Origin of the sequence: Nocardia sp. NPDC052316 (assembly GCF_044547795.1) — a bacterium.
GTDB lineage: Bacteria > Actinomycetota > Actinomycetes > Mycobacteriales > Mycobacteriaceae > Nocardia.
In genome coordinates this window covers 1,231,979-1,255,941 of sequence record NZ_JBIUBB010000001.1, presented here as the reverse complement: position 1 = coordinate 1,255,941, position 23,963 = coordinate 1,231,979, and the positions used below count along the sequence as shown (strand labels likewise).

At 69.4% G+C, this 23,963-nt stretch carries 28 protein-coding genes; 21 read left to right on the top strand and 7 right to left on the bottom strand.

Annotated features, from left to right (window positions below; genetic code table 11):
* The first annotated feature begins 204 nt into the window (after window positions 1-204).
* Window positions 205-1,239, top strand: coding sequence for an NAD-dependent epimerase/dehydratase family protein (locus tag ACIHA7_RS05795; RefSeq protein WP_397286541.1), 1,035 nt, complete (start codon window positions 205-207; stop codon window positions 1,237-1,239).
* Window positions 1,236-2,261, top strand: coding sequence for a lysophospholipid acyltransferase family protein (locus ACIHA7_RS05790; protein WP_397285912.1), 1,026 nt, complete (start codon window positions 1,236-1,238; stop codon window positions 2,259-2,261). Before ACIHA7_RS05795 ends, ACIHA7_RS05790 begins: the two co-directional genes overlap by 4 nt.
* Window positions 2,262-2,413: 152 nt before the next feature.
* Here the strand turns inward: ACIHA7_RS05790 and ACIHA7_RS05785 are convergent, their stop codons facing one another.
* Window positions 2,414-3,367: an HAD family hydrolase gene (locus ACIHA7_RS05785; RefSeq protein WP_397286539.1), complete on the bottom strand. Its 954-nt coding sequence runs from the start codon at window positions 3,365-3,367 to the stop codon at window positions 2,414-2,416.
* 186 nt (window positions 3,368-3,553) lie between these two features.
* Here ACIHA7_RS05785 and ACIHA7_RS05780 point away from each other — a divergent pair, with 186 nt between their 5' ends.
* The 5 genes from ACIHA7_RS05780 to ACIHA7_RS05760 all read left to right on the top strand — a co-directional run bounded on the left by ACIHA7_RS05780 (window position 3,554) and on the right by ACIHA7_RS05760 (window position 9,239).
* Window positions 3,554-3,814, top strand: a complete 261-nt coding sequence (locus ACIHA7_RS05780; RefSeq protein WP_397285910.1) for a glutaredoxin family protein — start codon at window positions 3,554-3,556, stop codon at window positions 3,812-3,814.
* 250 nt (window positions 3,815-4,064) lie between these two features.
* Window positions 4,065-4,922 carry a redox-sensing transcriptional repressor Rex gene (locus tag ACIHA7_RS05775; RefSeq protein ID WP_397285908.1) on the top strand — a complete coding sequence of 286 codons (858 nt, stop codon included), beginning with the start codon at window positions 4,065-4,067 and terminating at the stop codon, window positions 4,920-4,922.
* Between the two features lie 64 nt (window positions 4,923-4,986).
* A complete protein-coding gene (locus tag ACIHA7_RS05770; RefSeq protein ID WP_397285906.1) occupies window positions 4,987-6,426 on the top strand; it encodes a glutamyl-tRNA reductase in 1,440 nt (479 codons plus the stop codon).
* Between the two features lie 79 nt (window positions 6,427-6,505).
* The gene (gene hemC / locus ACIHA7_RS05765) at window positions 6,506-7,600 is read left to right on the top strand and encodes a hydroxymethylbilane synthase (RefSeq protein WP_397285904.1); all 1,095 of its coding nucleotides are present in this window, start codon (window positions 6,506-6,508) and stop codon (window positions 7,598-7,600) included.
* A 73-nt stretch (window positions 7,601-7,673) separates the two neighbouring features.
* Window positions 7,674-9,239, top strand: a complete 1,566-nt coding sequence (locus ACIHA7_RS05760) for a uroporphyrinogen-III synthase (protein WP_397285902.1) — start codon at window positions 7,674-7,676, stop codon at window positions 9,237-9,239.
* Window positions 9,240-9,300: 61 nt separating this feature from the next.
* Here ACIHA7_RS05760 and ACIHA7_RS05755 read toward each other — a convergent pair whose 3' ends face one another.
* The 3 genes from ACIHA7_RS05755 to ACIHA7_RS05745 all read right to left on the bottom strand — a co-directional run bounded on the left by ACIHA7_RS05755 (window position 9,301) and on the right by ACIHA7_RS05745 (window position 11,384).
* On the bottom strand, window positions 9,301-9,573 hold the full coding sequence (locus tag ACIHA7_RS05755) for a hypothetical protein (protein WP_135233633.1): 273 nt from the start codon (window positions 9,571-9,573) through the stop codon (window positions 9,301-9,303).
* A 116-nt stretch (window positions 9,574-9,689) separates the two neighbouring features.
* Window positions 9,690-10,568, bottom strand: a complete 879-nt coding sequence (locus tag ACIHA7_RS05750) for a tetratricopeptide repeat protein (RefSeq protein WP_397285899.1) — start codon at window positions 10,566-10,568, stop codon at window positions 9,690-9,692.
* Window positions 10,569-10,598: 30 nt separating this feature from the next.
* Window positions 10,599-11,384, bottom strand: a complete 786-nt coding sequence (locus ACIHA7_RS05745) for a hypothetical protein (RefSeq protein WP_397285897.1) — start codon at window positions 11,382-11,384, stop codon at window positions 10,599-10,601.
* Window positions 11,385-11,627: 243 nt separating this feature from the next.
* Between ACIHA7_RS05745 and hemB the strand changes: the two genes are divergently transcribed.
* From hemB to ACIHA7_RS05715, 6 genes are all read left to right on the top strand, one after another.
* Window positions 11,628-12,605 carry a porphobilinogen synthase gene (hemB, locus tag ACIHA7_RS05740; RefSeq protein ID WP_397285895.1) on the top strand — a complete coding sequence of 326 codons (978 nt, stop codon included), beginning with the start codon at window positions 11,628-11,630 and terminating at the stop codon, window positions 12,603-12,605.
* Window positions 12,602-13,126, top strand: coding sequence for a hypothetical protein (locus ACIHA7_RS05735; RefSeq protein WP_397285893.1), 525 nt, complete (start codon window positions 12,602-12,604; stop codon window positions 13,124-13,126). The genes hemB and ACIHA7_RS05735 overlap by 4 nt, the downstream gene beginning before the upstream one ends.
* Before the next feature lie 312 nt (window positions 13,127-13,438).
* Entirely contained in the window at window positions 13,439-13,993 is a 555-nt protein-coding gene (locus tag ACIHA7_RS05730) for a hypothetical protein (protein WP_397285891.1), read from the top strand.
* Window positions 13,990-14,238 carry a hypothetical protein gene (locus tag ACIHA7_RS05725; RefSeq protein ID WP_397285889.1) on the top strand — a complete coding sequence of 83 codons (249 nt, stop codon included), beginning with the start codon at window positions 13,990-13,992 and terminating at the stop codon, window positions 14,236-14,238. Before ACIHA7_RS05730 ends, ACIHA7_RS05725 begins: the two co-directional genes overlap by 4 nt.
* Window positions 14,239-14,321: 83 nt before the next feature.
* Window positions 14,322-14,561, top strand: a complete 240-nt coding sequence (locus tag ACIHA7_RS05720; RefSeq protein WP_397285887.1) for a hypothetical protein — start codon at window positions 14,322-14,324, stop codon at window positions 14,559-14,561.
* 65 nt (window positions 14,562-14,626) lie between these two features.
* Window positions 14,627-14,869 carry a hypothetical protein gene (locus ACIHA7_RS05715; protein ID WP_397285885.1) on the top strand — a complete coding sequence of 81 codons (243 nt, stop codon included), beginning with the start codon at window positions 14,627-14,629 and terminating at the stop codon, window positions 14,867-14,869.
* Window positions 14,870-14,876: 7 nt separating this feature from the next.
* Here ACIHA7_RS05715 and ACIHA7_RS05710 read toward each other — a convergent pair whose 3' ends face one another.
* The gene (locus ACIHA7_RS05710) at window positions 14,877-15,248 is read right to left on the bottom strand and encodes a hypothetical protein (RefSeq protein WP_397285883.1); all 372 of its coding nucleotides are present in this window, start codon (window positions 15,246-15,248) and stop codon (window positions 14,877-14,879) included.
* A gap of 211 nt (window positions 15,249-15,459) precedes the next feature.
* Here ACIHA7_RS05710 and hemL point away from each other — a divergent pair, with 211 nt between their 5' ends.
* The 7 genes from hemL (at window position 15,460) to ccsB (ending at window position 22,438) form a co-directional block, all read left to right on the top strand.
* Window positions 15,460-16,797: a glutamate-1-semialdehyde 2,1-aminomutase gene (hemL, locus tag ACIHA7_RS05705; RefSeq protein WP_397285881.1), complete on the top strand. Its 1,338-nt coding sequence runs from the start codon at window positions 15,460-15,462 to the stop codon at window positions 16,795-16,797.
* Between the two features lie 590 nt (window positions 16,798-17,387).
* Complete coding sequence (locus ACIHA7_RS05700) at window positions 17,388-18,038, top strand: histidine phosphatase family protein (RefSeq protein ID WP_107660986.1); 651 nt, start codon at window positions 17,388-17,390, stop codon at window positions 18,036-18,038.
* Window positions 18,035-18,676: a TlpA disulfide reductase family protein gene (locus tag ACIHA7_RS05695; RefSeq protein WP_397285879.1), complete on the top strand. Its 642-nt coding sequence runs from the start codon at window positions 18,035-18,037 to the stop codon at window positions 18,674-18,676. The genes ACIHA7_RS05700 and ACIHA7_RS05695 overlap by 4 nt, the downstream gene beginning before the upstream one ends.
* Window positions 18,677-18,753: 77 nt before the next feature.
* Complete coding sequence (locus ACIHA7_RS05690) at window positions 18,754-18,921, top strand: hypothetical protein (protein ID WP_397285877.1); 168 nt, start codon at window positions 18,754-18,756, stop codon at window positions 18,919-18,921.
* A gap of 48 nt (window positions 18,922-18,969) precedes the next feature.
* Complete coding sequence (locus ACIHA7_RS05685; protein WP_397285875.1) at window positions 18,970-19,812, top strand: cytochrome c biogenesis CcdA family protein; 843 nt, start codon at window positions 18,970-18,972, stop codon at window positions 19,810-19,812.
* A complete protein-coding gene (locus ACIHA7_RS05680) occupies window positions 19,809-21,467 on the top strand; it encodes a cytochrome c biogenesis protein ResB (protein ID WP_397285873.1) in 1,659 nt (552 codons plus the stop codon). The genes ACIHA7_RS05685 and ACIHA7_RS05680 overlap by 4 nt, the downstream gene beginning before the upstream one ends.
* 2 nt (window positions 21,468-21,469) lie before the next feature.
* On the top strand, window positions 21,470-22,438 hold the full coding sequence (gene ccsB, locus ACIHA7_RS05675; RefSeq protein ID WP_397285871.1) for a c-type cytochrome biogenesis protein CcsB: 969 nt from the start codon (window positions 21,470-21,472) through the stop codon (window positions 22,436-22,438).
* Here the strand turns inward: ccsB and ACIHA7_RS05670 are convergent.
* Both ACIHA7_RS05670 and ACIHA7_RS05665 read right to left on the bottom strand, forming a co-directional pair.
* Window positions 22,404-23,153 carry a hypothetical protein gene (locus tag ACIHA7_RS05670; RefSeq protein WP_397285869.1) on the bottom strand — a complete coding sequence of 250 codons (750 nt, stop codon included), beginning with the start codon at window positions 23,151-23,153 and terminating at the stop codon, window positions 22,404-22,406. The two genes, ccsB and ACIHA7_RS05670, sit on opposite strands and share 35 nt — an antisense overlap.
* The gene (locus ACIHA7_RS05665; RefSeq protein WP_397285867.1) at window positions 23,143-23,352 is read right to left on the bottom strand and encodes a hypothetical protein; all 210 of its coding nucleotides are present in this window, start codon (window positions 23,350-23,352) and stop codon (window positions 23,143-23,145) included. Before ACIHA7_RS05665 ends, ACIHA7_RS05670 begins: the two co-directional genes overlap by 11 nt.
* Window positions 23,353-23,745: 393 nt before the next feature.
* Between ACIHA7_RS05665 and ACIHA7_RS05660 the strand changes: the two genes are divergently transcribed.
* Complete coding sequence (locus tag ACIHA7_RS05660) at window positions 23,746-23,958, top strand: hypothetical protein (protein WP_397285865.1); 213 nt, start codon at window positions 23,746-23,748, stop codon at window positions 23,956-23,958.
* The last annotated feature ends 5 nt before the right edge of the window (window positions 23,959-23,963 follow it).

Sequence of the window (23,963 nt, the reverse complement as noted above, 5' to 3'; positions counted from 1 at the left end):
CAGCTCGAAGGCCCGTCACCTCCAGGTGGCGGGCCTTTTGTTTTCAGGTGACCGAAGTCATCGTTAGATCCTTGTTAATCCAACGGAACCCGTGAACGCAGCGGCTACCCTAGGAACCGGGGAAATAAATGAAATGGGGGCTTGCCAAGGTGGGATGCGGTGCCGGTGGCTTCTGACGCTCGAGAAGGACACACGCCGAAGGTCGTGTTGGTGACCGGCGCCAGTCGCTTCTTCGGCGGCAACGTGGTCGCTCGTCTCGCGCAGGATCCCGATATCGAACGCATCATCGCCGTCGACACGATGACCCCGAGCCGAGAGTTGCAGCGGCGCATGGGCCGTGCCGAATTCGTCCGCGCGGATATCCGAAATCCGTTGATCCGCAAGGTGATCGACGGCGGCGCGGTGGACACCGTTGTGCATGCCGCGGTGCTGGCCAGGCCGCCGGCCGGCGCCGGGCGCCCGGTGATGAAAGACCTCAACGTGCTCGGCGCGATGCAATTGTTCGCGGTCTGCCAGAAGGCGCCGACGGTGCGTACGGTCGTCGTGCGTTCCTCGTCGGCCGTGTACGGCTGCAGCGCGAAGGACCCCGCGAAATTCACCGAGGAAATGAGCGCGCGTACCCCACCGCGCGGTGAGTTCGCGCGCGACATGATCGACATCGAAGGTTTCCTGCGCGGGCTCGGTCGGCGTCGACCGGATATCGCCACCTCGATTCTGCGGTTGGCGCCGATTGTCGGACCCCGGCTGGCCAGCCGCGGTGTGCAGTATCTGCGATCACCGATCACGCCGACGGTGTTCGGCCGCGACGCGCGCATCCAGCTGCTGCACGAGGAAGACGCGGTCGCCGCGCTGGCGCATGCCGCGCTGACCGGCCGCGGCGGCACCTTCAACATCGCGGGCGACGGCGCACTCGCCCTGTCCCAAGCGGTCCGCCGCGCCGGCCGGATCGAATTACCGGTGCCGTTCGCGCTGTTCCGCACCGCGGGCCGGGTGCTGATGGGTCCGGTGATGCGCGAATTCTCCGGCGAACAGCTCGACTATTTTCATTTCGGTTGTGGCCTGGACACCACCCGGATGCGGGCCGAACTCGGGTTCGTGCCGCGCTGGACCACGGTGCAGGCCTTCGACGACTTCATCGGGGGCGCAGCGTTGCGGCCCGTGGTCGATCCCGCGTGGATCGATGCCGCAGAAAACAAACTGCTCGGCCTGCTCGGGGCCGGTACGGGAGCACAGCAATGAACGACGTAGCGAAAGTCATCCACCTCCACGACGTGCAGGACGAGGCGCGCCACCGGCCGACCGCCCGGCGCTGGCCGGAGCAGGTGCCCGGCGAAGTGCCCAGCCCGGTGACCTCGCTGACCGAGCGCTTGGCGGCCGCCGAACCGCCTGCGCCGCAGTCGTTGTCGGACCTGGTGCGCGGCGCGATCGGCAAGCAGATCGGCAAGACCGCCGACTTCGCCCGCCGCCGGATCACCGGCGACTATCAGGTGGACGAGTTCGGTTTCGACGAGCATCTGCTCGAGTCGGTCCTGCTGCCCGCGCTGCGCCCGATGTCCGAGCTGTGGTTCCGCGTGCAGGTCAGCGGTGTGGAGAACATTCCGGAGGTGGGCGGCGCGCTGATCGTGGCCAACCACGCGGGCACCATTCCGCTGGACGGGCTGATGCTGCAGCTTGCCATCCACGACCGGCACCCGAAGCAGCGGGCGCTGCGCCTGCTGGCCGCCGACCTGATCTTCGAAACCCCGGTGCTCGGCGCGCTCGCCCGCAAGGCGGGGCACACGCTGGCCTGCCGCGAGGACGCCGAACGATTGTTGCGCTCCGGCGAGCTCACCGGTGTCTTCCCGGAGGGCTTCAAGGGCGTCGGCAAGCAGTTCGCCGATCGCTACAAGCTGCAACGGTTCGGTCGCGGCGGTTTCGTGGCCGCGGCGGTGCGCACCGGCGCGCCGATCATCCCGTGCTCGATCGTCGGTTCCGAGGAGATCTACCCCAAGCTGGCCGATCTGCAGCCGCTCGCCCGGCTGCTCGGTTTGCCGTATTTCCCGGTGACGCCGCTGTTCCCGCTGCTCGGCCCGCTCGGCGCGCTGCCGCTGCCGTCGAAGTGGTACATCGAGTTCGGCGCTCCCATCCCCACCACCGGCTACGAGCCGGAGGCGGCCGACGACCCGATGACCATGTTCGAGGTCACCGACCAGGTCCGCGAGACCATCCAGTCGACGCTCTACAAGCTGCTGACCAAGCGCCGCAACCCGTTCACCGGCTGAGCCGTTGATCGCCTCGAGAACGGAGTCCACCCGCACCGGACCGTAGCGACCCCGTCGGTCCGGCGAACGCCGGGCACCAGTCGGTAAACCCCTCGGCCGCACTGGTTTCCGGCGTTCGCCGGACCGCCGGGTGCGCTACCGGTTGCCGGAGTTCAGTGGTCGCGGCGGCGGGTGACCGCGGCCGCGACGGCACCACCGGCCGCGCCGAGCGCCAGTGCCGTCGGCACGCCGATCTTCGCGGCCTTGCGACCGGTGCGGAAGTCGCGGATCTCCCAGCCTCGGTTCTTCGCCACCTCCCGCAGATCCGAGTCGGGGTTGATCGCGACCGCGGTGCCGACCAGCGAGAGCATCGGCACGTCGTTGTGGCTGTCGGAGTACGCGGTACAACGCTTGAGGTTCAACCCTTCTCGGATCGCCAGCGTGCGCACCGCGTGTGCCTTGCCGAGCCCGTGCAGGATGTCGCCGACCAGTCGTCCGGTGAACGTGCCGTCCACACTCTCGGCCACCGTGCCGAGCGCGCCGGTGAGCCCGAGCCGCTTGGCGATCACCTGGGCCAGCTCGACCGGTGTCGCGGTGACCAGCCAGACCTGCTGGCCCGCGTCCAGGTGCATCTGCGCGAGCGCCCTGGTGCCCGGCCAGATCTTGTCGGCGATGATCTCGTCGTAGATCTCCTCGCCGAGCGCGGCCAGCTCGGCGGTGGAGCGCCCGGCGATGAACGCCAGCGCCTTCTCCTTGCCGCTGACCATGTCCGAGCTGTTCTCCCGCCCGGTGACCCGGAATTTGACCTGCTTCCAGGCGACGTCGACCAGATCGGAAGTCTTGAAGTACTTGCGCGCGGCCAGACCTCGGGCGAAATGCACGATCGACGCGCCCTGCACCATGGTGTTGTCCACATCGAAGAACGCCGCCGCGGTCAGGTCGCGCGGTACCTCTGGTCCGGTCTCGTCGGCCTCGGCGAGCGCCAATTCGGCGTCGTGTAGCGACAATGCGGCGTCCGCGCTGGCTTCACCGGCCAGGTTGGCCCGCAGCTCTTCCTCGCTGGGGCCGAAGGGGCTGCGCGGGATGCGGGCCAGCTGATCCTGCAGGCCCTGACCGATCGGACCCAGATTCCACCGCGCCGGAAACTCGCCGAATCGGCCCGCGATGAATCCGGCCCTTGCCACCTTCGATCGTTCCGGCACCAGTACCTCCGCCCGTCGCGCGAACCACGTCCACAGTAACCGGGTCGGCCGACAGTCAGCGCAGTACCTGGCACACCGATTCCGGCGTGGCGAGGGGATTTAATATCCGCCATGACCAATCCCACACCTTCGGTGACCCTGTTGACGAGATCCGGCTGCGGCCTGTGCGCGACCGCGCTGGACCAGCTGCGGATGATCTGCGCCGATTTCGGCATCGAGCCCGCGACGGTGGATGTCGACGCGGCCGCGGCCACCGATCCCGGCCTGCGCGCGGAGTTCGGTGACCGGTTGCCGGTAGTGCTGCTCAACGGTCGTGAGCACAGCTATTTCGACGTTGACGAGGCCCGATTGCGGGCCGACCTGAGCCGCTGACCGGTAGCGATGACTGTCCGTTTCCGCCGCAGCGCTGGTCGCGGCGGAAAATGAGGCCAATTTCACCGACTTTGTGAAGGGCTGCACAAGCAGTTACGGTGGTGGCACGCGGACCCGCTTGCCGAGGCTGCGGGCCCACCGCGTAAAGACACAGCATTTGCGACCCTTCGACCATGGCACCGGACCGTCCCGGGCCAGAGGTCCAGCGACGAACCGTAACCCGATCGGGCCGGAACGAGGAGCCGACGACGTGACAGAGCAGCATGAGGCGCCGAGCGGCGTCTCCGGCAGGGCTCTGCAGAAGGACATCCCGCAGGCCACCGTCGCGCGGCTGGCGACCTATCTCCGGGTCCTCGCCACCTTGGCCGACGAAGGTGTTGCCATCGTATCGAGTGAGGAACTCGCTGTCGCGGCGGGTGTCAATTCGGCGAAGTTGCGCAAGGACCTTTCCTTCCTCGGACCCAACGGCGTACGGGGTGTCGGCTATGACGTAGCCAGGTTGCGGGCAAGGATCGAGGATGTGCTCGGCCTGTCGCAGGGACACCGCGTGGTGCTCGTCGGCGCCGGGAATCTCGGCCGGGCGCTGGTCGGCTACGGCGGATTCCAGCGGCGTGGCTTCACCGTGGTCGGCATCTTCGACAACCACCCCGAGGTGATCGGCCGCTCGGTCGCAGGTTTGGTGGTGCGCGATGTCGCCGGACTGGCCGAGGCGGTCGCCGCGCTCGAGCCGACCATCGCGGTGATCACCGTGCCCGACGACGCCGCCCAGGACGCCTGTGACCGGCTGGTCGCGGCGGGCCTGCAATCGATCCTCAGCTTCGCGCCCTGTGAGTTGATCGCACCCGCGACGGTCGAACTGCGCCGGGTCGATCTCGCGGTCGAACTACAGATGCTCTCGTTCGAGCGGGTGCGCAACGCGGACAACGTTTCCGAGGCTCCGGCGAACAGCGAGGCCGCGCGTCCCGCCGCGGGCAGGCTCAGCCGCCGCGCGCCCACCGCGCACACCTCGGCGATCCATCAGGCACTCAAGCATTCGGCAGCCGCGCATACGGCGTCCTCGCATACGGCAACGGAGCCAAGCAGCAAGGGATCGGTGGTTACTCCATGAGCGAGCGAATCATGACACCGCGCACCACGCGCGTGCCTGCGGCGAACGTCGGCGAGGTGCGGGCATGAGCGTTCTTCTGGTCGGGATCTCGCACCGGAGTGCGCCCGTCTCGGTCTTGGAGAAGGTGGCTATCACCGACGCCGACCGGCCCAAGCTGATCGACCGCATGCTGACCTCGAGCCACGTCTCCGAGGCGATGATCGTCTCCACCTGCAATCGCGTCGAGGTCTACGCCGTAGTGGATGCCTTCCACGGCGGTCTCGCCGAGGTCGGCGACCTGCTCACCAAGCACTCCGGGTTGCCGCTGCCCGATCTGACCAAGCACGCCTACGTCCGCTACAGCGAGGCCGCCGCCGAGCATCTGTTCGCGGTGGCCAGCGGCCTGGACTCGATGGTGATCGGCGAGCAGCAGGTGCTCAGCCAGATCCGCGGCGCCTACGCCTCCGCCGACGCCCAGCAGGCGGTCGGCCGGACGCTGCACGAGCTGGCCCAGCACGCGCTGCGGGTCGGCAAGCGAGTGCACTCCGAGACCGGCATCGACCGGGCCGGCGCGTCGGTCGTCTCGGTGGCGCTGGATCGTGCGCAGCACGTACTCGGCCCGCTGGCCGGGCAGACCGCGGTGGTCGTCGGTGCCGGCGCGATGGGCAGCCTTGCAGTGGCCCATCTTTCGCGCGCGGGCATCGGCCGGATCATCGTGGTCAACCGCACCATGGCGCGGGCCGCTCGGCTCGCCGAGACCGCGGGCGGCTACGGCGTCGCCGCCGAGGCGATGGAGCTGTCCAGGCTCACCGAGGCGATGGCCGTCGCCGATGTGGTCATCACCTGTACCGGCGCGGTCGGCAACGTGGTGACGCTGGCCGACACGCACCGGGCGTTGACCGAACGCGAGCGTGGCCTCGAATCCGCAACGGCGGAGCGGCCGTTGGTGTTCTGCGACCTCGGCCTGCCCCGTGACGTCGAGCACGCCGTGGCCGGACTGCCCGGCGTGACGGTCATCGACATCGAGACCTTGCAGCGCGACCCCGCTGCGGGCGCGGCCGCCGACGACACCGCCGCCGCCCGCGCGATCGTCGCCGACGAGCTCGCCAAATACCTGACCGGCCAGCGGATGGCCGAGGTCACCCCGACCGTCGCCGCGCTACGCCAGCGCGCCGCCGAGGTGGTCGAAGCCGAACTGCTGCGGCTGGATTCGCGGCTGCCGAGCCTGGCCGATCCGGAACGCGACGAGGTGGCCCGCACGGTGCGCCGGGTGGTCGACAAGCTGCTGCACGCGCCGACGGTGCGGGTCAAGCAGCTGGCCTCCACCCCGGGCGGCGACAGCTACGCCGAGGCGCTGCGCGAGCTGTTCGAGCTGAAACCCGGTGCTGCGCAGGCGGTTGCCGCACCGATGGAGATCACCGCGATCGGCGACCACGCGGGCATCCTGCTCACCGACGCCGAGATCGCGCTGGCCGACGACTTCACCGCGAGCCACCGCGCCGACGAACAGGGGCATCCGGCATGAGCGCGCGGGGCGACCGAACCATCGGCACCGCGCCACGAAAGGCCGGTATGGCCGCGCCGAGCACCCGTGAGGTGCGGGCATGACACTCGTGCAGGAAGAGGACAACGTGACCGCAGGCAGCACCGGTGCGCCGTGGCGCATCGGTACCCGAGGCAGCTTGCTCGCGCTCACCCAGTCGGGCACCATCCGCGACGCGCTGATCGCCGCCGGGCACGCAGCCGAGCTGGTCGTCGTCAAGACCGCCGGTGACCTGTCGTCGGAGCCGGTGCAGCAGATCGGGGTCGGCGTGTTCACCTCGGCGCTGCGCGACGAGCTGGCCGCAGGCGCAATCGATATCGCGGTGCACTCCTACAAGGACCTGCCGACCGCCCAGGATCCGCGCTTCACCATCGCCGCCATTCCGGCCAGGGAGGACCCGCGGGATGCGCTGGTCGCCCGCGACGGCCTGGTGCTCGGCGAGCTGCCCGCGGGCGCTCGGGTCGGTACCTCCGCGCCGCGGCGCGCCTCGCAGCTGCGGGCGCTCGGCCTCGGACTGGACATCGTGCCGCTGCGCGGCAACCTGGACACGCGGCTGCGCCGGGTCAGCGAGGGCGAGCTCGACGCGGTCGTGGTCGCCAGAGCGGGCCTGGCCAGAATCGACCGGCTCGACGCGGTGACCGAGGCATTGGAGCCGGTGCAGATGCTGCCCGCACCGGGCCAGGGTGCGCTGGCCGTCGAGTGCCGTAGCGACGACAAAGAACTCATCGAGGTGCTCGCCGCACTCGACGACGCGCCCACCCGCGCGTCGGTCCTTGCCGAGCGGGCGTTGCTCGCCGAACTGGAGGCGGGCTGCACCGCGCCGATCGGCGCGCTCGCCGAGGTGGTCGAGTCGATCGACGAGGACGGACGGATCTTCGACGAGCTGTCACTGCGGGCCTGCGCGGCCGCCGTCGACGGCTCCGATGTGCTTCGTGCCTCGATAGTCGGAGCGCCTGCGAACGCGGATGAGCTCGGCCGCGCGCTGGCTCGCGAGTTGCTCGATATGGGCGCACGCGAATTGCTCAGCGTCACCGAACAATCCAGCACATCCCCAGGGGTCAATGCCCCGGAGCCGGAATCCGGTTCGGACACAACGGCGGTGAATGCGCCCGCCTCAGACTTCACCCAACCCAGCCCAATGGAGAACAGCCAATGAGCGAGCGCAGCGAGCGATTCATGACACAGTGCGCACCGCGCATGACGGAACCGAGCGCCAGCGAGGTGGAGGCATGAGCGGTCGAGCTACCAAGAAGCATCCTGGTCGGATTCTTTTCGTCGGGTCAGGTCCGGGCGACCCGGCGCTGCTCACCGTGCGTGCTCGCGAGGTGATCGGACGCGCGACGCTCGCGTTCACCGACCCCGACGTCGACAAGGGCGTGCTCGCCCTGATCGGGACCGCGGTCGAGCCCGCCGCCGACGGTGAGCGCCCGGTCGACGTGCGGCCCGCCCTCGGCGAGCCCGCCGAGGTGGCCAAGACGCTGATCGCCGAGGCCCGCAACGGCCACGACGTGGTGCGTGTTGTCGCCGGTGACCCGTTGACGACCGATTCGGTGATCGCCGAGGTCAACGCGGTGACCCGCTCGCACATGGTGTTCGAGGTGCTGCCCGGCCTGCCCAACGGTTCGGCGGTGCCGAGTTACGCGGGCATCGCGCTCGGCTCCGGGCACACCGAGGCCGACGTGCGCGGCGAGGTCGACTGGGCCGCGCTGGCCGCCGCGCCGGGACCGCTGGTGCTGCACGCGACCTCGGGTCACCTGGCCGAGACCGCGAGTGCCCTGGTGGAGCACGGCATGGCGCCGCAGACCCCGGTCGCGGTGACCGTGCGCGGCACCACCCGGCAGCAGCGCACCATCGAGGCCACCCTGGCCACGCTGAACAGCGCCGCCTCCGAGCTGGTCGGCCCGCTGGTGGTGACCATCGGCAAGGTGGTCGCGGCGCGCTCGAAGATGTCCTGGTGGGAGTCGCGGGCGCTGTACGGCTGGACCGTGCTGGTGCCGCGCACCAAGGATCAGGCGGGCGAGATGAGCGAACGGCTGGTCACGCACGGCGCCATTCCGATGGAGGTGCCGACGATCGCGGTCGAGCCGCCGCGCAGCCCCGCGCAGATGGAGCGCGCGGTGAAGGGCCTGGTCGACGGCCGCTACCAGTGGGTGGTGTTCACCTCGACCAACGCGGTGCGCGCGGTGTGGGAGAAGTTCGCCGAGTTCGGCTTGGACGCACGGGCTTTCTCCGGTGTGAAGATCGCCTGTGTCGGTGAGGCCACCGCGGACAAGGTGCGCTCGTTCGGTATCAACCCCGAGCTGGTGCCGAGCGGTGAGCAGTCCTCCGAGGGACTGCTGGCCGACTTCCCGCCCTATGACGACGTTTTCGACCCGGTGAACCGGGTCCTGTTGCCGCGCGCCGATATCGCCACCGAGACGCTGGCCGAGGGCCTGCGGGATCGCGGCTGGGAGATCGACGATGTCACGGCCTACCGCACGGTGCGTGCCTCGCCGCCGCCCGCGGAGACCCGCGAGATGATCAAGACCGGCGGCTTCGACGCGGTGCTGTTCACCTCGTCCTCCACGGTCCGCAACCTGGTCGGCATCGCGGGCAAGCCGCACACGCGCACCATCGTCGCGTGCATCGGCCCCAAGACCGCCGAGACGGCTATCGAATTCGGTTTGCGCGTCGATGTGCAGCCCGAGGTCGCCCAGGTCGGTCCGCTGGTCGAGGCGCTGGCCGAGCACGCCGCTCGGCTCCGCGCCGAGGGCCTGCTGCCGCCGCCGCGGAAGAAGAGCCGCCGCAGCCGCTGATCCGCTCCGCGCACCCTGCCCGTACCGAGTTCGGTACGGGCAGGGTGCTTTTCGCGGTGCCTCAGTACCGCTTGCGCATCAGCGTGCGCACCATGTTGCAGGTCGTGTCGGAGGGCGGGCGAATGCCGACGACCTCGGCGGTGTGCCGAATCCGCTTGTTGTTGGCGTTGCTCGGGTTGTAGACCCCCGAATCCAGCAGGGCGATGGTCAGGCGCATCGCCTTGAGCTTGCGGTTGTGGCGGACGTACCACGACCGCGGCCGCCCAGCGGGCAGCGGCTTCTTCTCCAGCGGTGTGTAGGGACGATCGATGAGGACGGTCTTCGTCGCGGGCACAGGCTTCCCTCCCGTTGCGATCGGGGACTCGGCGAGTCCCCTCGAACACTCCTTCGATTATATCGAAGGGCACCGACAAAAACCGCTGGCCGCAAGGGTTTTGGCGAGCCCGATCCTCAGATGTCGTGCAGCAGTCGCAGTGACTGTGGGTGGCCGAGTGCGGCGGCGCGTTCCAGGAGTTGCCTGGCTTCCTGCTGGGCCGGAGTGCGGCCGGTGGCGATCGCCGCGGCCGCCCGCAGGGCACCTGGTTCGCTCAGATCGCCTGCGAACGCCGCGGCATCCTGCCCGCGTAGGAACAGGGCCAGATGGAACATGGAGTCGGGGTCGCCGGCCTCGGCCCCGCGGCGCAACCAGTACTCGCCCGCCGCGGTGTCCTCGTGGTCGAGATGCAGTGAGCCCAGAATGGCCATGGCATCGGTGCGCCCGCGCCGGACCGCCTCGGTGAGCAGCTCGACGGCGAGGTCCAGTTCGCCGCGGCGAGCCATATAGAGGCCGAGAGTCCGCATGGCCGTTGGGTTTCCGGCTCGGGCGGCGCGCTCGTACCACTGCTCGGCCTCGTCGTTGCTGCCGCGCCGATTGGCGACGACGCCCATGTTGCACAACGCCTCCGGCGACCCGGCCTCGGCGGCGGGCCGCAGCCACCGCTCGGCGTCGTCGATCTTGCCGCGCTCCAGATGCAGCAATCCCAGTTGCAGACCTGCCCCCGGACAACCCGCCGCGTCCGCAGCCTCGAGCCAGTGCACCGCCTCGGCGATCCGGCCGTGCGTGCCGAGCAGCAGGCCGAGATCGGCCATCGCGGCGGCACTGCCGTGCTCGGCGGCCCGGCGCAACCACTGCTCGGCGCCGTCCAGCTCGTTCGCCTCGCGCAGCAGCCGCGCGAGGCGCTCCATGGCGCCGAGGTCGCCGCGCTCGGCGATCGCGCGCAGCGCGGCGAGCCTGCGCTGGTGCGCGGTGGGCACCGGATCGGGTCGGGCGCCAGGCGCGGGCGGTGTCATGGCGGAGCGGTTCGGGTCATCGCGGACCTTTCAGGCCGGATCGGGCGATCCGTGCCGATAGCCGTTGGCGTCGGCGTACTCGGCGAGCTGGGATTCGTAGCTGCTCAGGCTGTCGAGCAGCCAGGTGTCTCCAGTGTCCTTCACCACCACGATCGGCCCCTTGGTGCCCGGCTCCAGCACCGGCGAGGTGCCGTCGGCGTACCAGGACGTGGTGGACCAGGGGAAGACGAACGCCCAGCCCACATCGGAGACGTGCCCCTGCGGTCCCAGCTGGAACGGATCGGCAGGCGTGGCGAACCGCGCGCTGTGCTGCGCGAGCAGGTGCCTGGCGCTGTTGCGGGCCACCCGGATATCCATCGGTCCGGTCGTGGTGTTCGGGAACGGCAGCGTGGCGTCGGGGATGGCGCTCAGCTGCCATCCCGCGGCGACGGAGACCTGACACGGCCTGCTCTGCAGGCGCAGGAAGATGGTGTGCGCGGTGTCGGAGAAGCGCAGCTGCACGGTGGCGTCCTCGGTGTGCCCGACCAGGTGCCTGCCCAGGCTCTGCGTCATCTCGCGCTCGTCCGGTGTCATGCCGAGGTCGTCGAAGGCGCGCCGCGCCACCGTCATCAGCTCGGGCTCGGCCAGCTGCCTGGCGATGAACTCGACGCGGAAAATCTGCCCGGTGCCGTCGGCGGCGCGCCAGGCGCGCAGTGTCGTCGCCGGTGGCGTGAGTCCACCGGTGAGCACCGGCCACCAGTCCGACAGTAGGACCGCCACCCACGACTCGAAGTCGGCGGCTCGGGCCAGCGAGATTTCGGTGTGTGGTTCGGTCATGCTGTCCCCCAGGGGGTCTCGCCCTCTTGTCGGAGTATGCGCCATCGGCCTGCGTGGCAGGTGTGATTTCACACACCGTTACCCCCGAACTCGGGCTCGGCGGGTCGGGCTGTGCATGCCGGGCCCGCGATCGAGCGACTGTCATGGCGAAACGGCAGGCTCCGGCGCGGCGGGCCGAGGTGCCCCGCGCGTGAGGCGACGGGCGCTCGCGACAGCTTCCGGCGCCGGGCGTATCGTGCGGTTATGACCGGATTGGACCGCCCACGGCGGTTGCGCCGTACCCCCGCTATGCGTCGTCTCGTGGCCGAAACCACGCTGGAGCCACGGCAATTGGTACTGCCGATGTTCGTGGCCGACGGCCTGGAAGAGCCCAGGGAAATCAGTTCGATGCCCGGCGTGCTGCAGCATTCGATGGATTCGCTGCGCAAGGCCGCCGTCGAGGCGGTGACCGCGGGCGTCGGCGGACTGATGCTCTTCGGCGTGCCGCGCCCCGAGGACAAGGACGCCACCGGCAGCCAGGCCAGCGACCCGGACGGCATCCTGAACCGCGGCCTGCGCGCGCTGGCCGACGAGGTCGGCGAGTCGACGGTGCTCATGGCCGATACCTGTCTCGACGAGTTCACCGATCACGGGCACTGCGGGGTGCTCGGACCCGACGGTTCCGTCGACAACGACGCCACGCTGCACCGCTACGTCGAGATGGCGCTGGCCCAGGCCGCCGCAGGCGCGGACCTGCTCGGCACCAGCGGCATGATGGACGGCCAGGTCGGCGCGATCCGGCGCGGACTGGACGCGGTCGGGCGCACCGACACCGGCATCCTCGCCTATGCCGCCAAGTACGCCTCGGCGTTCTACGGCCCGTTCCGTGAGGCCGTCGGCTCGTCGCTGGAGGGCGACCGGCGAACCTACCAGCAGGACCCGGCGAACCGCCGCGAGGCGATTCGCGAACTGCAGCTGGACCTGGCCGAGGGCGCGGACATCGTGATGGTCAAGCCGGCCATGTCCTACCTGGACATCCTGCGCGACGTCGCCGACCACTCCACCGTTCCGGTCGCGGCGTACCAGATCTCCGGCGAGTACGCGATGATCACCGCCGCCGCCGAGCGCGGCTGGATCGACCGGCGCGGCGCCATCCTCGAGTCGCTCATGGGGATCCGGCGGGCGGGTGCGGACATCGTGCTCACCTACTGGGCGACCGAGGCCGCACACTGGCTGTCGTGACGAACCCGCCGAGACCGGTCGGCGCCGCGCCCACCCCAGCGCCGGTGCCGGTGGATGTCGGCACCGCCCGGCAATTGTGGTGGGGCGTGGTCGGATTCGGCGTCGTGCAGCTGATCGCGTCGGTGCTGGCCGCGCTGCCGCAGCGGCGCACCTTCGCGCAGCAGGTGCTCGACCAGGCCAAGGAGCAGGACCCGCACGTCACCCTGGCCAGCGCCGAACTGATGGTCACGCTGGTCTACGTCGTAGCGGTGTTCATCGGGCTCGGTGTCGCCGTGCTGGCGCTGCTGATCGTGCATCAGTTCGCGCGCGGAAAGCTCTGGGCGCGCACCGTGCTGACCGTGGTCGGCGCGTGGCTGGTGGTGATCGGCGTCGGCGCGCTGTTCGCGATCGACTCGGTGACCGGCGCCGCCTCGCTGGTGGCGGGCGGCGCGGCGATCGTGCAGGCGGTGCTCGCGGGCGGGGCGATCTACCTGGCGCACCGCCCGGAACCGACCGCTTATTTCCAGATGAGCCGCCGGTGAACGGTTGGCGCCCGAATTTGTCGGGGCACGGTCGGCATGTATCGTGAGGGTTGTCACAGTGGACATGGGAACCGGTAGTTGTTTGTCAGACGTTGTCTTACCTCGCGTGAGGGAATCCGTCAGATGGCTCCGGGGAATCGGAGGCATCAGTGCGAGTGGTGATCCAACAGCCGCAGAGCATTCGGCGGGAACTGGCCGTGTTGAGCCTGCTGATCCTGTTCGCGGTGCTCACCGTGGCCGTGCTGCTGTTGCCAGGTCTCACTCGCTGATTCCGCGCTCCGCCTTGCCGATTCGTGCCGCTGTGAGCGTCGCGTGAGCAAGGCGCTCGACAATTCTGGCGTGCTGTTCGCCGAGCCGGGTGCCCGGTGGCGCACCGTGGCCTACGGCCCCATTCTGTGCCTGATCATCTTCGTGCTGGAAATCGCGACCGGTAGCTCTGTGCACTGGTTCGCCCTCCTTTTCTGCGGCTCGCTGATCGCCATGTTCGTTGTGCTGCAGGTGACCGCCGGCCGACGGCACGTCAGCGTCGAACTCACCGAGACCGCGCTGCGCGACGGCACCGAGACGCTGCCCCTCGGTTCGATCGATGCCGTACTGCCCGAACGCGACGAAGACTCCTGGGACGACGAGGACTGGGAATCCGCGCGGGCGCTGGGGGAGTTGAGCGGCGTGCCCCGGCGACGCACCGGCATCGGGTTACGGTTGTCCGACGGCAGCCTGGTGCAGGCGTGGGCGAAAGACCACCGAGCACTGCGCGCCGCGTTGACCACGGCGCTCGGCCGGGCACCCGAAACCGAGTCGGCACCGGACGATTCGGCACCGGAGACCGCCGCCGACCAGCACAGCGAGAAGGGAATGGACCGTTGAAGACATCGGTCACGGTGATCACCGTCGAACTCGGTCTGGTCGTGCTCGGACTCGTCGCCGCGGTGTTCAGCTGGCGCAACGGCATCCAGACCACCACCTTCGCCGCGCTGGGGGAGGCGCCGGAGTTCGTCGCGACCCGCTATGTCGCGCCGTGGTTGCTGCTCGCCGCGGTGCTGCTCGCGATCGCCGGGTTGTTCGCCATCGACGCGGTCGGTCGCGCGGTGCGCGTTCGCCGGGACCGCTGACAGGTCGCGCCCGCCGACAGCGGCCCCGCTGACACAGCCGGCCCACACCGTTTCAGCCCGCCGATCGCGGGAACATCGAACCCATGAAACCCACAGTCACGGTCAAGCGAACGCTCCTCGGCGCGGCCGCCGCGGGCCTGATCGGCGCGGCAACGGTGACCCCGGCGGTCGCGGCACCCGCCGAGGTTTCCCCGGCCCCACCGGCCGCGGTGGTGCCCGTCTTGGTGCAGACTCCGCCCCCGCCGTTGCTGCACGCGCTGCCCGCACCGCTGGCCTGCCTGGCGACCACCGGCTTCGCGCTCTGGTGCATCGGCATTACCTGACCACAATCCCACTGCGGCCGTTAGTATTTCGGCCGTAAACCTGTGTCTACCAAGGATTGGGATTGATGAACCGGCTTGCTGTGAAAGTCTGTGCCGCACTGGCGATATCCGCCGCGATCGGGATCGGTGCCGCGCCAGCGGGTGCGAACCCCGGACTTCCGCTCGAGCCCGCGGGCGCGGTCGACGCCGCGGTGAGCCCCGTGGACGCGCCGGTGCTGGTGCCGGACTCCGGTTCCGCGGGCCCGTACAACACCTTCATGTGCTACCTGCACACCGTGTCCGCACAGGCACCGTGCATGTACAGCTGAGCCCGGCTCAGCTCCAGTTCTGATACACGTCGAGCACGCGGCCGTTGCGGGTACCTGGGGCGTTCAGGAACAGGGTGATCGTTCCGTCGGAGTGATTCGCCGCTTCCACGATCGTCTGCCGCAACGACGCGTGCACGCCGCCGTTCTCATCCTTGTAGATCGCGGTATCGGCCTTCAGGCCGACGCCGATCCGGTTGAGCGGCACGAACATGGTGACCACCGCCGGAATGGGACCGTCGGCGACCATCCTGGTCTCCGCATGACTCAGCTGCACGCCGATCCGATCGGGCTGCGCGATCGGTTCCACCGCCGCGGCCGAACCGGCGCCGAACGCGACGGTCGCACCGACGAGCGCGGTGGATACAGCAGCACTGAACATGGCAAACCGCATAGAAATCCTCCGGGGCAGATGGATGGTGACGCCCGAGATTACGCACCAGCAATCTCAGGGCGATCGAATACGGCGTAAACAGCGCCCCGGCGTGTTGCGGTCTGCGTCACCCCACTACAGAGCGCTTGCGAGTCGCGAATGCGCGAGGCCGCACACCCTGTCGTCGACCCGTTCGGAACGGGCTGAGACACTGGAGGTCGTGAGTTCTTCTCCGCGCGTGACCAGCGCATCGGTGCCGGTTTCCGCCCAGCTCTTCGACCGGGCATGTTCGGTGATTCCCGGCGGTGTCAACTCGCCGGTGCGTGCCTTCAACTCCGTTGGTGGCACACCGCGATTCATCGCGTCCGCGCACGGCTACACCCTCGTCGACGCGGACGGCAACGAGTACGTCGACCTGGTGTGCTCGTGGGGCCCGATGATTCTCGGGCACGCGCATCCCGCGGTGGTCGACGCGGTGCGGCGAGCCGCGGTCGGTGGCCTGTCGTTCGGCGCGCCGACCGAGGCGGAGATCGAACTGGCCGAGGCCATCATCGAGCGCGTCGCCCCGGTGGATCGGGTGCGCCTGGTGAACTCGGGCACCGAGGCCACGATGAGCGCGGTGCGGCTGGCTCGCGGCTACACCGGGCGCTCCAAGATCATCAAGTTTTCCGGTTGCTACCACGGTCACGTGGACGCGCTGCTCGCGGACGCGGGCTCCGGCGTAGCAACCCTCGGGCTGCCCACCTCGCCCGGCGTCACCGGCGCGCAGGCGGCCGACACCATCGTGCTGCCGTACAACGATCTCGACGCCGTCGCCGCCGCGTTCGCCGCGCACCCCGACGCCGTCGCGTGCGTGATCACCGAGGCCGCGGCGGGCAACATGGGCGCGGTGGCGCCGCTGCCCGGCTTCAACGCGGGGCTGCGCAAGCTGACCGCCGAGCACGGCGCGCTGCTCATCATGGACGAGGTGATGACCGGATTCCGGGTGAGTCCGGCGGGCTGGTTCGGCCGCGAGGGCGTCGCGGGCGACCTCTACACCTTCGGCAAGGTGATGAGCGGTGGCCTGCCCGCGGCCGCGTTCGGTGGCCGCACCGAGATCATGAACCACCTCGCCCCGCTCGGCCCGGTCTATCAGGCGGGCACCCTCTCCGGTAACCCGGTCGCCGTCGCCGCGGGCCTGGCCACGCTGCGTGCGGCCGACGACGCGGTGTACGCCGCACTGGATCGCAACGCGCAACGGCTCGGCGCGCTGTTCGGCGAATCGCTCAACGCCGCAGGCGTCGAGCATCAGGTGCAGTTCGCGGGCAATATGGTGAGCGTGTTCTTCGCCGAACGCCCGGTCACCGACTACGCCGCCGCCAAGGCGAGCCAGACCTGGCGCTACCCCGCGTTCTTCCACGCACTGCTCGACGGTGGCGTGTACGCGCCGCCGAGCGCGTTCGAGGCGTGGTTCGTGTCCGCGGCGCTCGACGAGGACGCGTTCGACCGTATCGCCGCCGCCCTGCCCGCCGCCGCACACGCGGCCGCGGCCGCCACTCCCGAAGGATCCCGCGCGTGAGCTCCGATCACGATCAGCCCGATGCCGACAAGCGCGAGCTAGAGAAGTCCGCCACCGACTCCGCCGACGCCGCGGGCACTGCCGACGCCGCGGGCACTGCCGACGCCGCCGCGATCGAGGCGGGAGTCGATGCCGTCGCCGCCGATTCGGATGCAGCTGGCTCTGTTGCCGGGCTGGGTGCCGCGCCGGTCGCGGAGGCAGGCCCCGCATCGGGCGTCGTCGGGTCGGGCGTCGCCGGGACGGGTGCCGCGCCGGCCGCCGACGCCGCTTCCGCTGACGCCGCCTCCGCTGACGCGAGCACCGTTGAGTCCGGCGCAGAGAAGGCCGTTGCCGGGTCTGTCGCCGGGCTGGGCGCCGCGCCGGTCGCCGACTCCGGTGTCGTCGAGTCGGGCGGTGAGCCTGCCGCCGGGGCAATCGCCGGTCTGGGTGCTGGACCGAGCGCCGACACCGCCGCCGAGTCGACCGTCATCGACGCGGGCGCGCAATTCGCCGCCGCCGCATCGGGTCCGGCCGATCGGATTCCGTCGGTCGAGGAAAATGACGGCGCCGCAACGTCTTCCGAGCCGAAGGCGGCGCCGCGCGAAGCGCGCGTGCACGATGGCGGCACCGCCCCGGTGGAGACGATCGTGCATGTGCTGCGCCACGGCGAGGTACACAACCCGAACGGGATCCTCTACGGCAGGCTGCCCGGCTTCAGCCTGTCGGTGGCGGGCCGGTCGCAGGCCGGTGCCGTCGCGCGGGCGCTGGCCGAGCACGATATCGCCGTGGTCATCGCCTCGCCGCTGCAGCGGGCCCAGGAAACCGCGGAACCCATTGCGGCACAACATCATCTGCTCGTGCGCACCGACGAGAACCTGATCGAGGCGGGCAACACCTTCGAGGGGCTGCGGGTCTCGGTCGGCGACGGTGCGCTGCGCAAGCCGCGGCACTGGTGGAAGCTGCGCGATCCGTTCACCCCGTCCTGGGGCGAGCCGTACCTGCAGATCGCGCACCGCATGCTGGCCGCGGTGAACAAGGCGCGGGTGGAAGCGGCCGGGCGCGAGGCGGTGCTGGTGTCGCATCAGCTGCCGGTCTGGACGCTGCGCCGATTCCTGCAGGGGCAGCGGCTCTGGCACGACCCGAGGCAGCGGCAGTGCTCGCTCGCGTCGCTGACTTCGCTGGTCTACCAGGGCGATACGCTCGTCGACATCGTTTACTCCGAGCCCGCCGGTGGCTCGGATCCCTCGGTACACGGCGCATGATCGGGTGCACCGCCTCCACTGAACCGCCCGCCGTATCGGCCCGGCGGGTCGCCGCGGCCCTGCTGGCCTGCGTCGCCCTGGTGGTGACGCTGGCCGGCTGCTCGAGCGGTAAGGACGCGGTGGCGTCCGGCGGCACCTTCGAATTCGTCTCGCCGGGCGGCAAGACCGAGATCTTCTACGACCCGCCCGGTTCGCGCGGCACCATCGGCAAGCTGGCCGGACCCGATCTGATGACCGAGGGAAAAACTACCTCGGTGCAGGATTATCCGGGCAAAGTCGTGGTACTCAATCTGTGGGGCCAGTGGTGCGGACCCTGTCGCGCGGAGGCGCCCGCGCTCGAAAAGGTCTATGCCGCAACGAAAGACAGCGGCGTCGCCTTCATCGGCATCAATGTCCGTGACCCGCAGAAGGACAAGGCCCAGGACTTCGTCGTCGACAACAAGGTCGGCTACCCGTCCATCTACGACCCGTCCATGCGCACCCTGCTGGCCCTCGGTGGCAATTTCCCGACCAGCGTCATTCCCACCACCCTGATCTTGGATCGTCAGCATCGCGTCGCCGCGGTGTTCCTGCGCTCATTGCTGGCCGACGATCTGCAACCGATTGTTCAAAAAATCGCCTCGGAGGAAGCACAGTGAATCGCGATCGTCGTACCCGTACCCTGCGTGCCTGTCGCCCTCGGCAGGGCGCCCGCCGAATCGGCGGTGCCTGGGCCGTGGACGACCGATGGAAGGGCATCGCCACCGTGCCGCGCAGCGTCGCGGCGGACTCGCTGCTCGACTTCGGCGTGCTGTTCGAGTCGACCGAGCCCACCGAGCAGCGCGTCGTGCTGCGCGGCGACGACGAGCCGGCCGAGCAGGCGCCGGAGGGTGAGGCCGGGTGAGTCCCCGCGTGACACCGGTGGCCCGGTCATGACACCGGTGGCCGAGTAATGCCGCTAGCCGCCGTGGGGGATTCGTTCCAGCAGACGGCCGCGACCGGACCGTTGCTGCTGGCGCTCGGCGCCTGCCTGCTTGCTGGTCTGGTCTCCTTCGCTTCGCCGTGCGTGGTGCCGTTGGTGCCGGGCTACCTGTCCTACCTCGCCGGACTCGTCGGCGCCGAGGCGCCGCCCGCCACCGTCGCGCAAGCCACCGGGGCGCAACCGAGTCCGGTGACGGTCGCGTCGGCCAAGGCCGACCTGCGGGCAGGCCGGCTGCGGGTGGCCGGCGCGGCGGGGCTGTTCGTCGCCGGGTTCACCGTCGTGTTCGTGCTCGCCACCGCAACGGTTTTCGGCGTCATCCAGACCCTGAACGTGAATCGTGAACTGCTGCAACGCATCGGCGGCGTGGTCACCATCCTGATGGGTCTGGTGTTCATCGGCCTGATCCCGGCGCTGCAGCGCGACACCAGGATGGAACCGCGCAGACTCACCAGCATCGCGGGCGCGCCGCTGCTCGGCGGCGTCTTCGCGCTCGGCTGGACGCCGTGCCTCGGACCCACCCTGTCCGGTGTGATGGCGGTGGCCGCGGGCACCGAAGGCACCACGGCGGTGCGCGGGGTCGCGCTCATCGTCGCCTACTGCCTCGGTCTCGGTCTGCCGTTCGTGATCCTGGCGTTCGGGTCGGCCAGCGCGTTGCGCGGCGTCGGCTGGCTGCGCCGCAACTCGCGGACCATCCAGGTGGCCGGCGGCATTCTGCTCGTCCTGGTCGGCGCCGCGCTCGTCACCGGCGTGTGGGACCAGTTCGTCGGCTGGGTGCGCGACGCGTTCGTCTCCGAGGTGACACTGCCGATATGACCGTGACGGAAAATCCGGTGACCGAACCCGCCGCGGTGCCGAGGCAATCGCGGCTGCGCCGTGTAGTGGCCTTCGCCCGCAACACCTGGCGCGGGCTGACCAGCATGCGCACCGCGCTGGTGCTGCTGTTCCTGCTCGCGTTGGGCGCCATTCCGGGCGCCCTGCTGCCGCAGCGAAACCTCAACGAGCAGAAGGTCGCCCAGTACATCGCCGACCGGCCCACGCTCGGCCCGTGGATGGACCGGTTCGAGCTGTTCGACGTGTTCGGCAGCTTCTGGTTCACCGCCATCTATGTGCTGCTGTTCATTTCGCTGGTCGGCTGCATCCTGCCGCGCTGCGTCGACCACTATCGCGCGCTGCGTACCCCGCCGGTGCGCGCGCCGCGCAACCTGACGCGGCTGCCGCACCACTACGCGGGCAGCGCCGAGCAGACGCCCGACGAGGTCGTCACCCAGGTCCGTAACGCGTTGCGGGGCTGGCGCACCGAGGTCCGGCCGGGTACCAGGGACGGTGAGATCACCCTCGCCGCGGAGAAGGGATACACCCGCGAGCTCGGCAATCTCGTCTTCCACCTCGCGCTGGTCTGCCTGCTGGTCGCCATCGCGGTGGGCAAGCTGTTCGGCTACGAGGGCAGCGTCATCGTCATCGCGAACAACGGGCCCGGCTTCTGCACCACCTCGCCCGCGGTCTTCGACTCGTTCAAAGCGGGCAATGTCAACGACGGCACCGGCATGGCGCCGATCTGCGTGCGGGTCAAGGACTTCAAGGCCGACTACCTGAACAACGGTCAGGCCGAGATGTTCACCTCGAACATCGAATACCAGTCCGGCGACGACCTGCGCAGCGACACCTGGCGCGCCACCCGCATCCAGGTGAACCATCCGCTGCGGGTCGCGGGCGACCGCATCTACCTGCAGGGCCACGGTTTCGCGCCGACCTTCACCGTCACCTTCCCGAACGGGCAGACCCGCACCGAGACCATCCAGTGGCGCCCCGACGACGCGATGACCTTCCTGTCCAGCGGCGTGCTGCGCATCGACCCGCCCGGCGGCATGTACGCCACCGACGAGGAGCGGCGCAAGAACCAGATCGCCATCGAGGGCCTGTTCGCGCCGACCGCGCTGTTCCACGGCAGCCTGATGACCTCGTCGTACCCCGCGATGAACGATCCCGCCGTCGCCGTCGACATCTATCGCGGTGACACCGGCCTGGACACCGGCAAGCCGCAGTCGCTGTTCGCGCTCGACCCCGAGCAGGTCAAGCAGGGGCGACTGGCCAAGGAGGCCAGGGTGAACCTGCGGCCCGGCGAGTCGACCAGCCTGCCCAACGGCACCAAGGTGACCTTCGACGGTGCCGAGGAGTTCGTGAACCTGCAGGTGTCGCACGATCCGGCGCAGCAGTGGGTGTTGGTGAGCGCGGTGGCCATGATGCTCGGCCTGCTGGTCTCGCTGCTGGTGAAGCGGCGCCGGATCTGGGTCCGGGTCTACCCCGCCGAAGGCGAAGCCGGTACGTTGGGCAAACGACGCACCGTAGTAGAAATGGGCGGGCTGGCCAGGACCGATCAGGCGGGCTGGGGCAGTGAGTTCGACCGGCTACGCGCGCGCCTGCTGGATGCGCGGCCCGACTCGGCCGACGCGAAGACCACGGGAGAGTAGAGATGCCGATCAACGAGACCATCGCGCGCTACAGCGATTTCTCGTTCAAGACCGCGATCGTGGTCTACGCGCTGGTGCTCGTGCTGCTGATCTGGCAGTACGCCACCGCGCGCAGCCGCCAGGTCGCCGAGCGCGAACTCGTCGGCGCCGGCGGGCCGAGCGTCGATCCCGCGCTGCCGGGCCGGGTCGTCGAGCCGCAGGCTAAGCCGCTGTCCGAGCGGCTCGGCAACATGGCGTTCTCGGTTCTGGTCGTCGCCGTCGTCCTGCACATCGGCTCGATCGTGCTGCGTGGTTTCGCGACGCACCGGTTCCCGCTGGGCAACATGTACGAGTTCGTCACCATGGCCACCGCCGCCGCGGTGCTGATGGGCGCGCTGTTCCTGCGCGAACAGCGCTACCGCGCGATGTGGGTGTTCCTGCTCGTCCCGGTGCTGATCCTGCTGTTCCTCGCGGGCACCATCCTCTACGCCGACGCCGCCCCCGTGGTCCCGGCCCTGAAGTCGTTCTGGCTGCCCATCCACGTCACCATCGTCAGCATCGGCAGCGGCGTCTTCCTCTTCGCCGGTGTCGCCAGCCTCCTGTTCCTCTACCGCATCCGGCAGCCCGAGGGCCACGAGTCGAACAATGTGCTCGGCACCGTCGCCCGCCGCCTGCCCGACGCCCGCACCCTCGACCGCCTCGCCTACAAAGCCACCATCATCGGCTTCCCCCTCTTCGGCGCGGGCGTCATCCTCGGCGCCATCTGGGCCGAAGCCGCCTGGGGCCGCTTCTGGGGCTGGGACCCCAAGGAAACCTGCTCCTTCATCGCCTGGGTCCTCTACGCGGCCTACCTACACGCCCGCGCCACCTCCGGTTGGCGCGACACCAAAGCCGCCTGGATCAACGTAGCCGGTTTCGTAGCAATGCTTTTCAACCTCTTCATCATCAACATGGTGATCAGCGGCCTGCACTCCTACGCCGGACTGAACTAACAGCTCCTCCCCAGGCATCTGGGCTGTCTTCACCCGTGGCTGAGTCCGGCTCATCGACCTCGATACGCAGTGAGTACGCAGTGGAACCGGGCCAATCCCGGATCGCAGCGCCGACCGCAAGGCAGGTTGTCTCGTCCACCGCCCGCAGGCGCACGAGCAGGTCCGGATCGACCGGCTCCCACCGGTCCTGATCAGCAACGGGCCCGCTCGGCCGCGCTCGGCGGCGCCGGGGCGGTACGGCGTCGGCGCGCAGCGGGTTGACCATGGCCTCGGCGGGCACCACCGCCACCAGACAGCCATAGGTGGTGCGGCCGAGGTACTCGCCGAGTCCGGTGACACTGCGGCGGGTGTTCGCGGCGGCGAGCACCTCGGCCTGGCCCGCGGTGAGCACGACGCGCCTGCTGCCGCGGCGGACCGGCACGACCGGCGCGCGGTCGACCAGCCGCGCGGGCCACGGTGTGCCCACCGGGTCGCCGCGGCGCACACATTCCTGGACCAGCACGTGCGGTGCGATACGGCAGATCGCGGCGAGCCATTCTTCGGCGGTCGCCACGCCTGCTTCCGATACCAGCCGGGCCAGCCCGCTCGTCCGCAGGCAATCGGCGGCGGTGACCGCCCCTTCGGCTAGATGAAAGGCGCCGTCACCGGCGAACAGCACTCCGGTACGTTTTTCGTTTTCCAGTCGGCGCAGTTCTTCGGCGAGCTCACTGCCCATGGCCGCCTCCTGCGAATTCGGCGAGAATTCCGTGCAGCCGGAAACGTGCCATCGCCAAATTTCCGGTGTCGTCGTCCAAGAGGACGTGGACGAAAAGCAGGCCGTCGAAGTCGCCGTGTACCAGATTCAGCAGGTGATAAACGCGGGTACCGCAGACGATGATCTCGGTGAGGTCCTCGTCGTGTTTGCCGTTCGTCAATGCGGGACAGTCGAGTACGGCACGCACGACGTCGGTGCTGGCGGCTGCGGCTTCGTGCTGGTCGATGACCTGGTCCAGTACCTTTTGGTATTCAATACCTCGTAGTATCCATTCCCCTTCGGTACTGAATACCGTGCAGTATTGAATACCTTGTGGTTTCTGGCATTTCGAGTTTCGTCAATCGAAAGTCGACAGCGCGAGGCGAGCTCCGGCCGGGCGTCTGTGCGGGGCAGTGACACGCCTGCGACAGGCAAGCGGGCACCGGGAGAATGGCGGGCGCGCACCGTAGTGGCGTACATCACGCCTGCCTCGGCGTGCCGTTCGGCGAAACGCCGTGTCCTGTCTACATGCGATGCGCTGATCCTGCGCACACAGTTTCGAGGAGACGGGCTCTTGGATTCCGATTACTTCACCTATCTCCCGGCTGCGGTTGTCGACGCGGACGGAAGTGTGGTCGAGCAGTTGAACAACAGTGCGTTGCGCAGGTTGGCGCGGACGGCGGCGGGCCTGTCCGTGGAGGCGCAGCACTATCTGGCGATGCTCGCGAACCGACTGCGCGCGAGCGAAGGGTTGCACGCGCGCAACTACGCCGACGGTGAGATGTAGTGCGC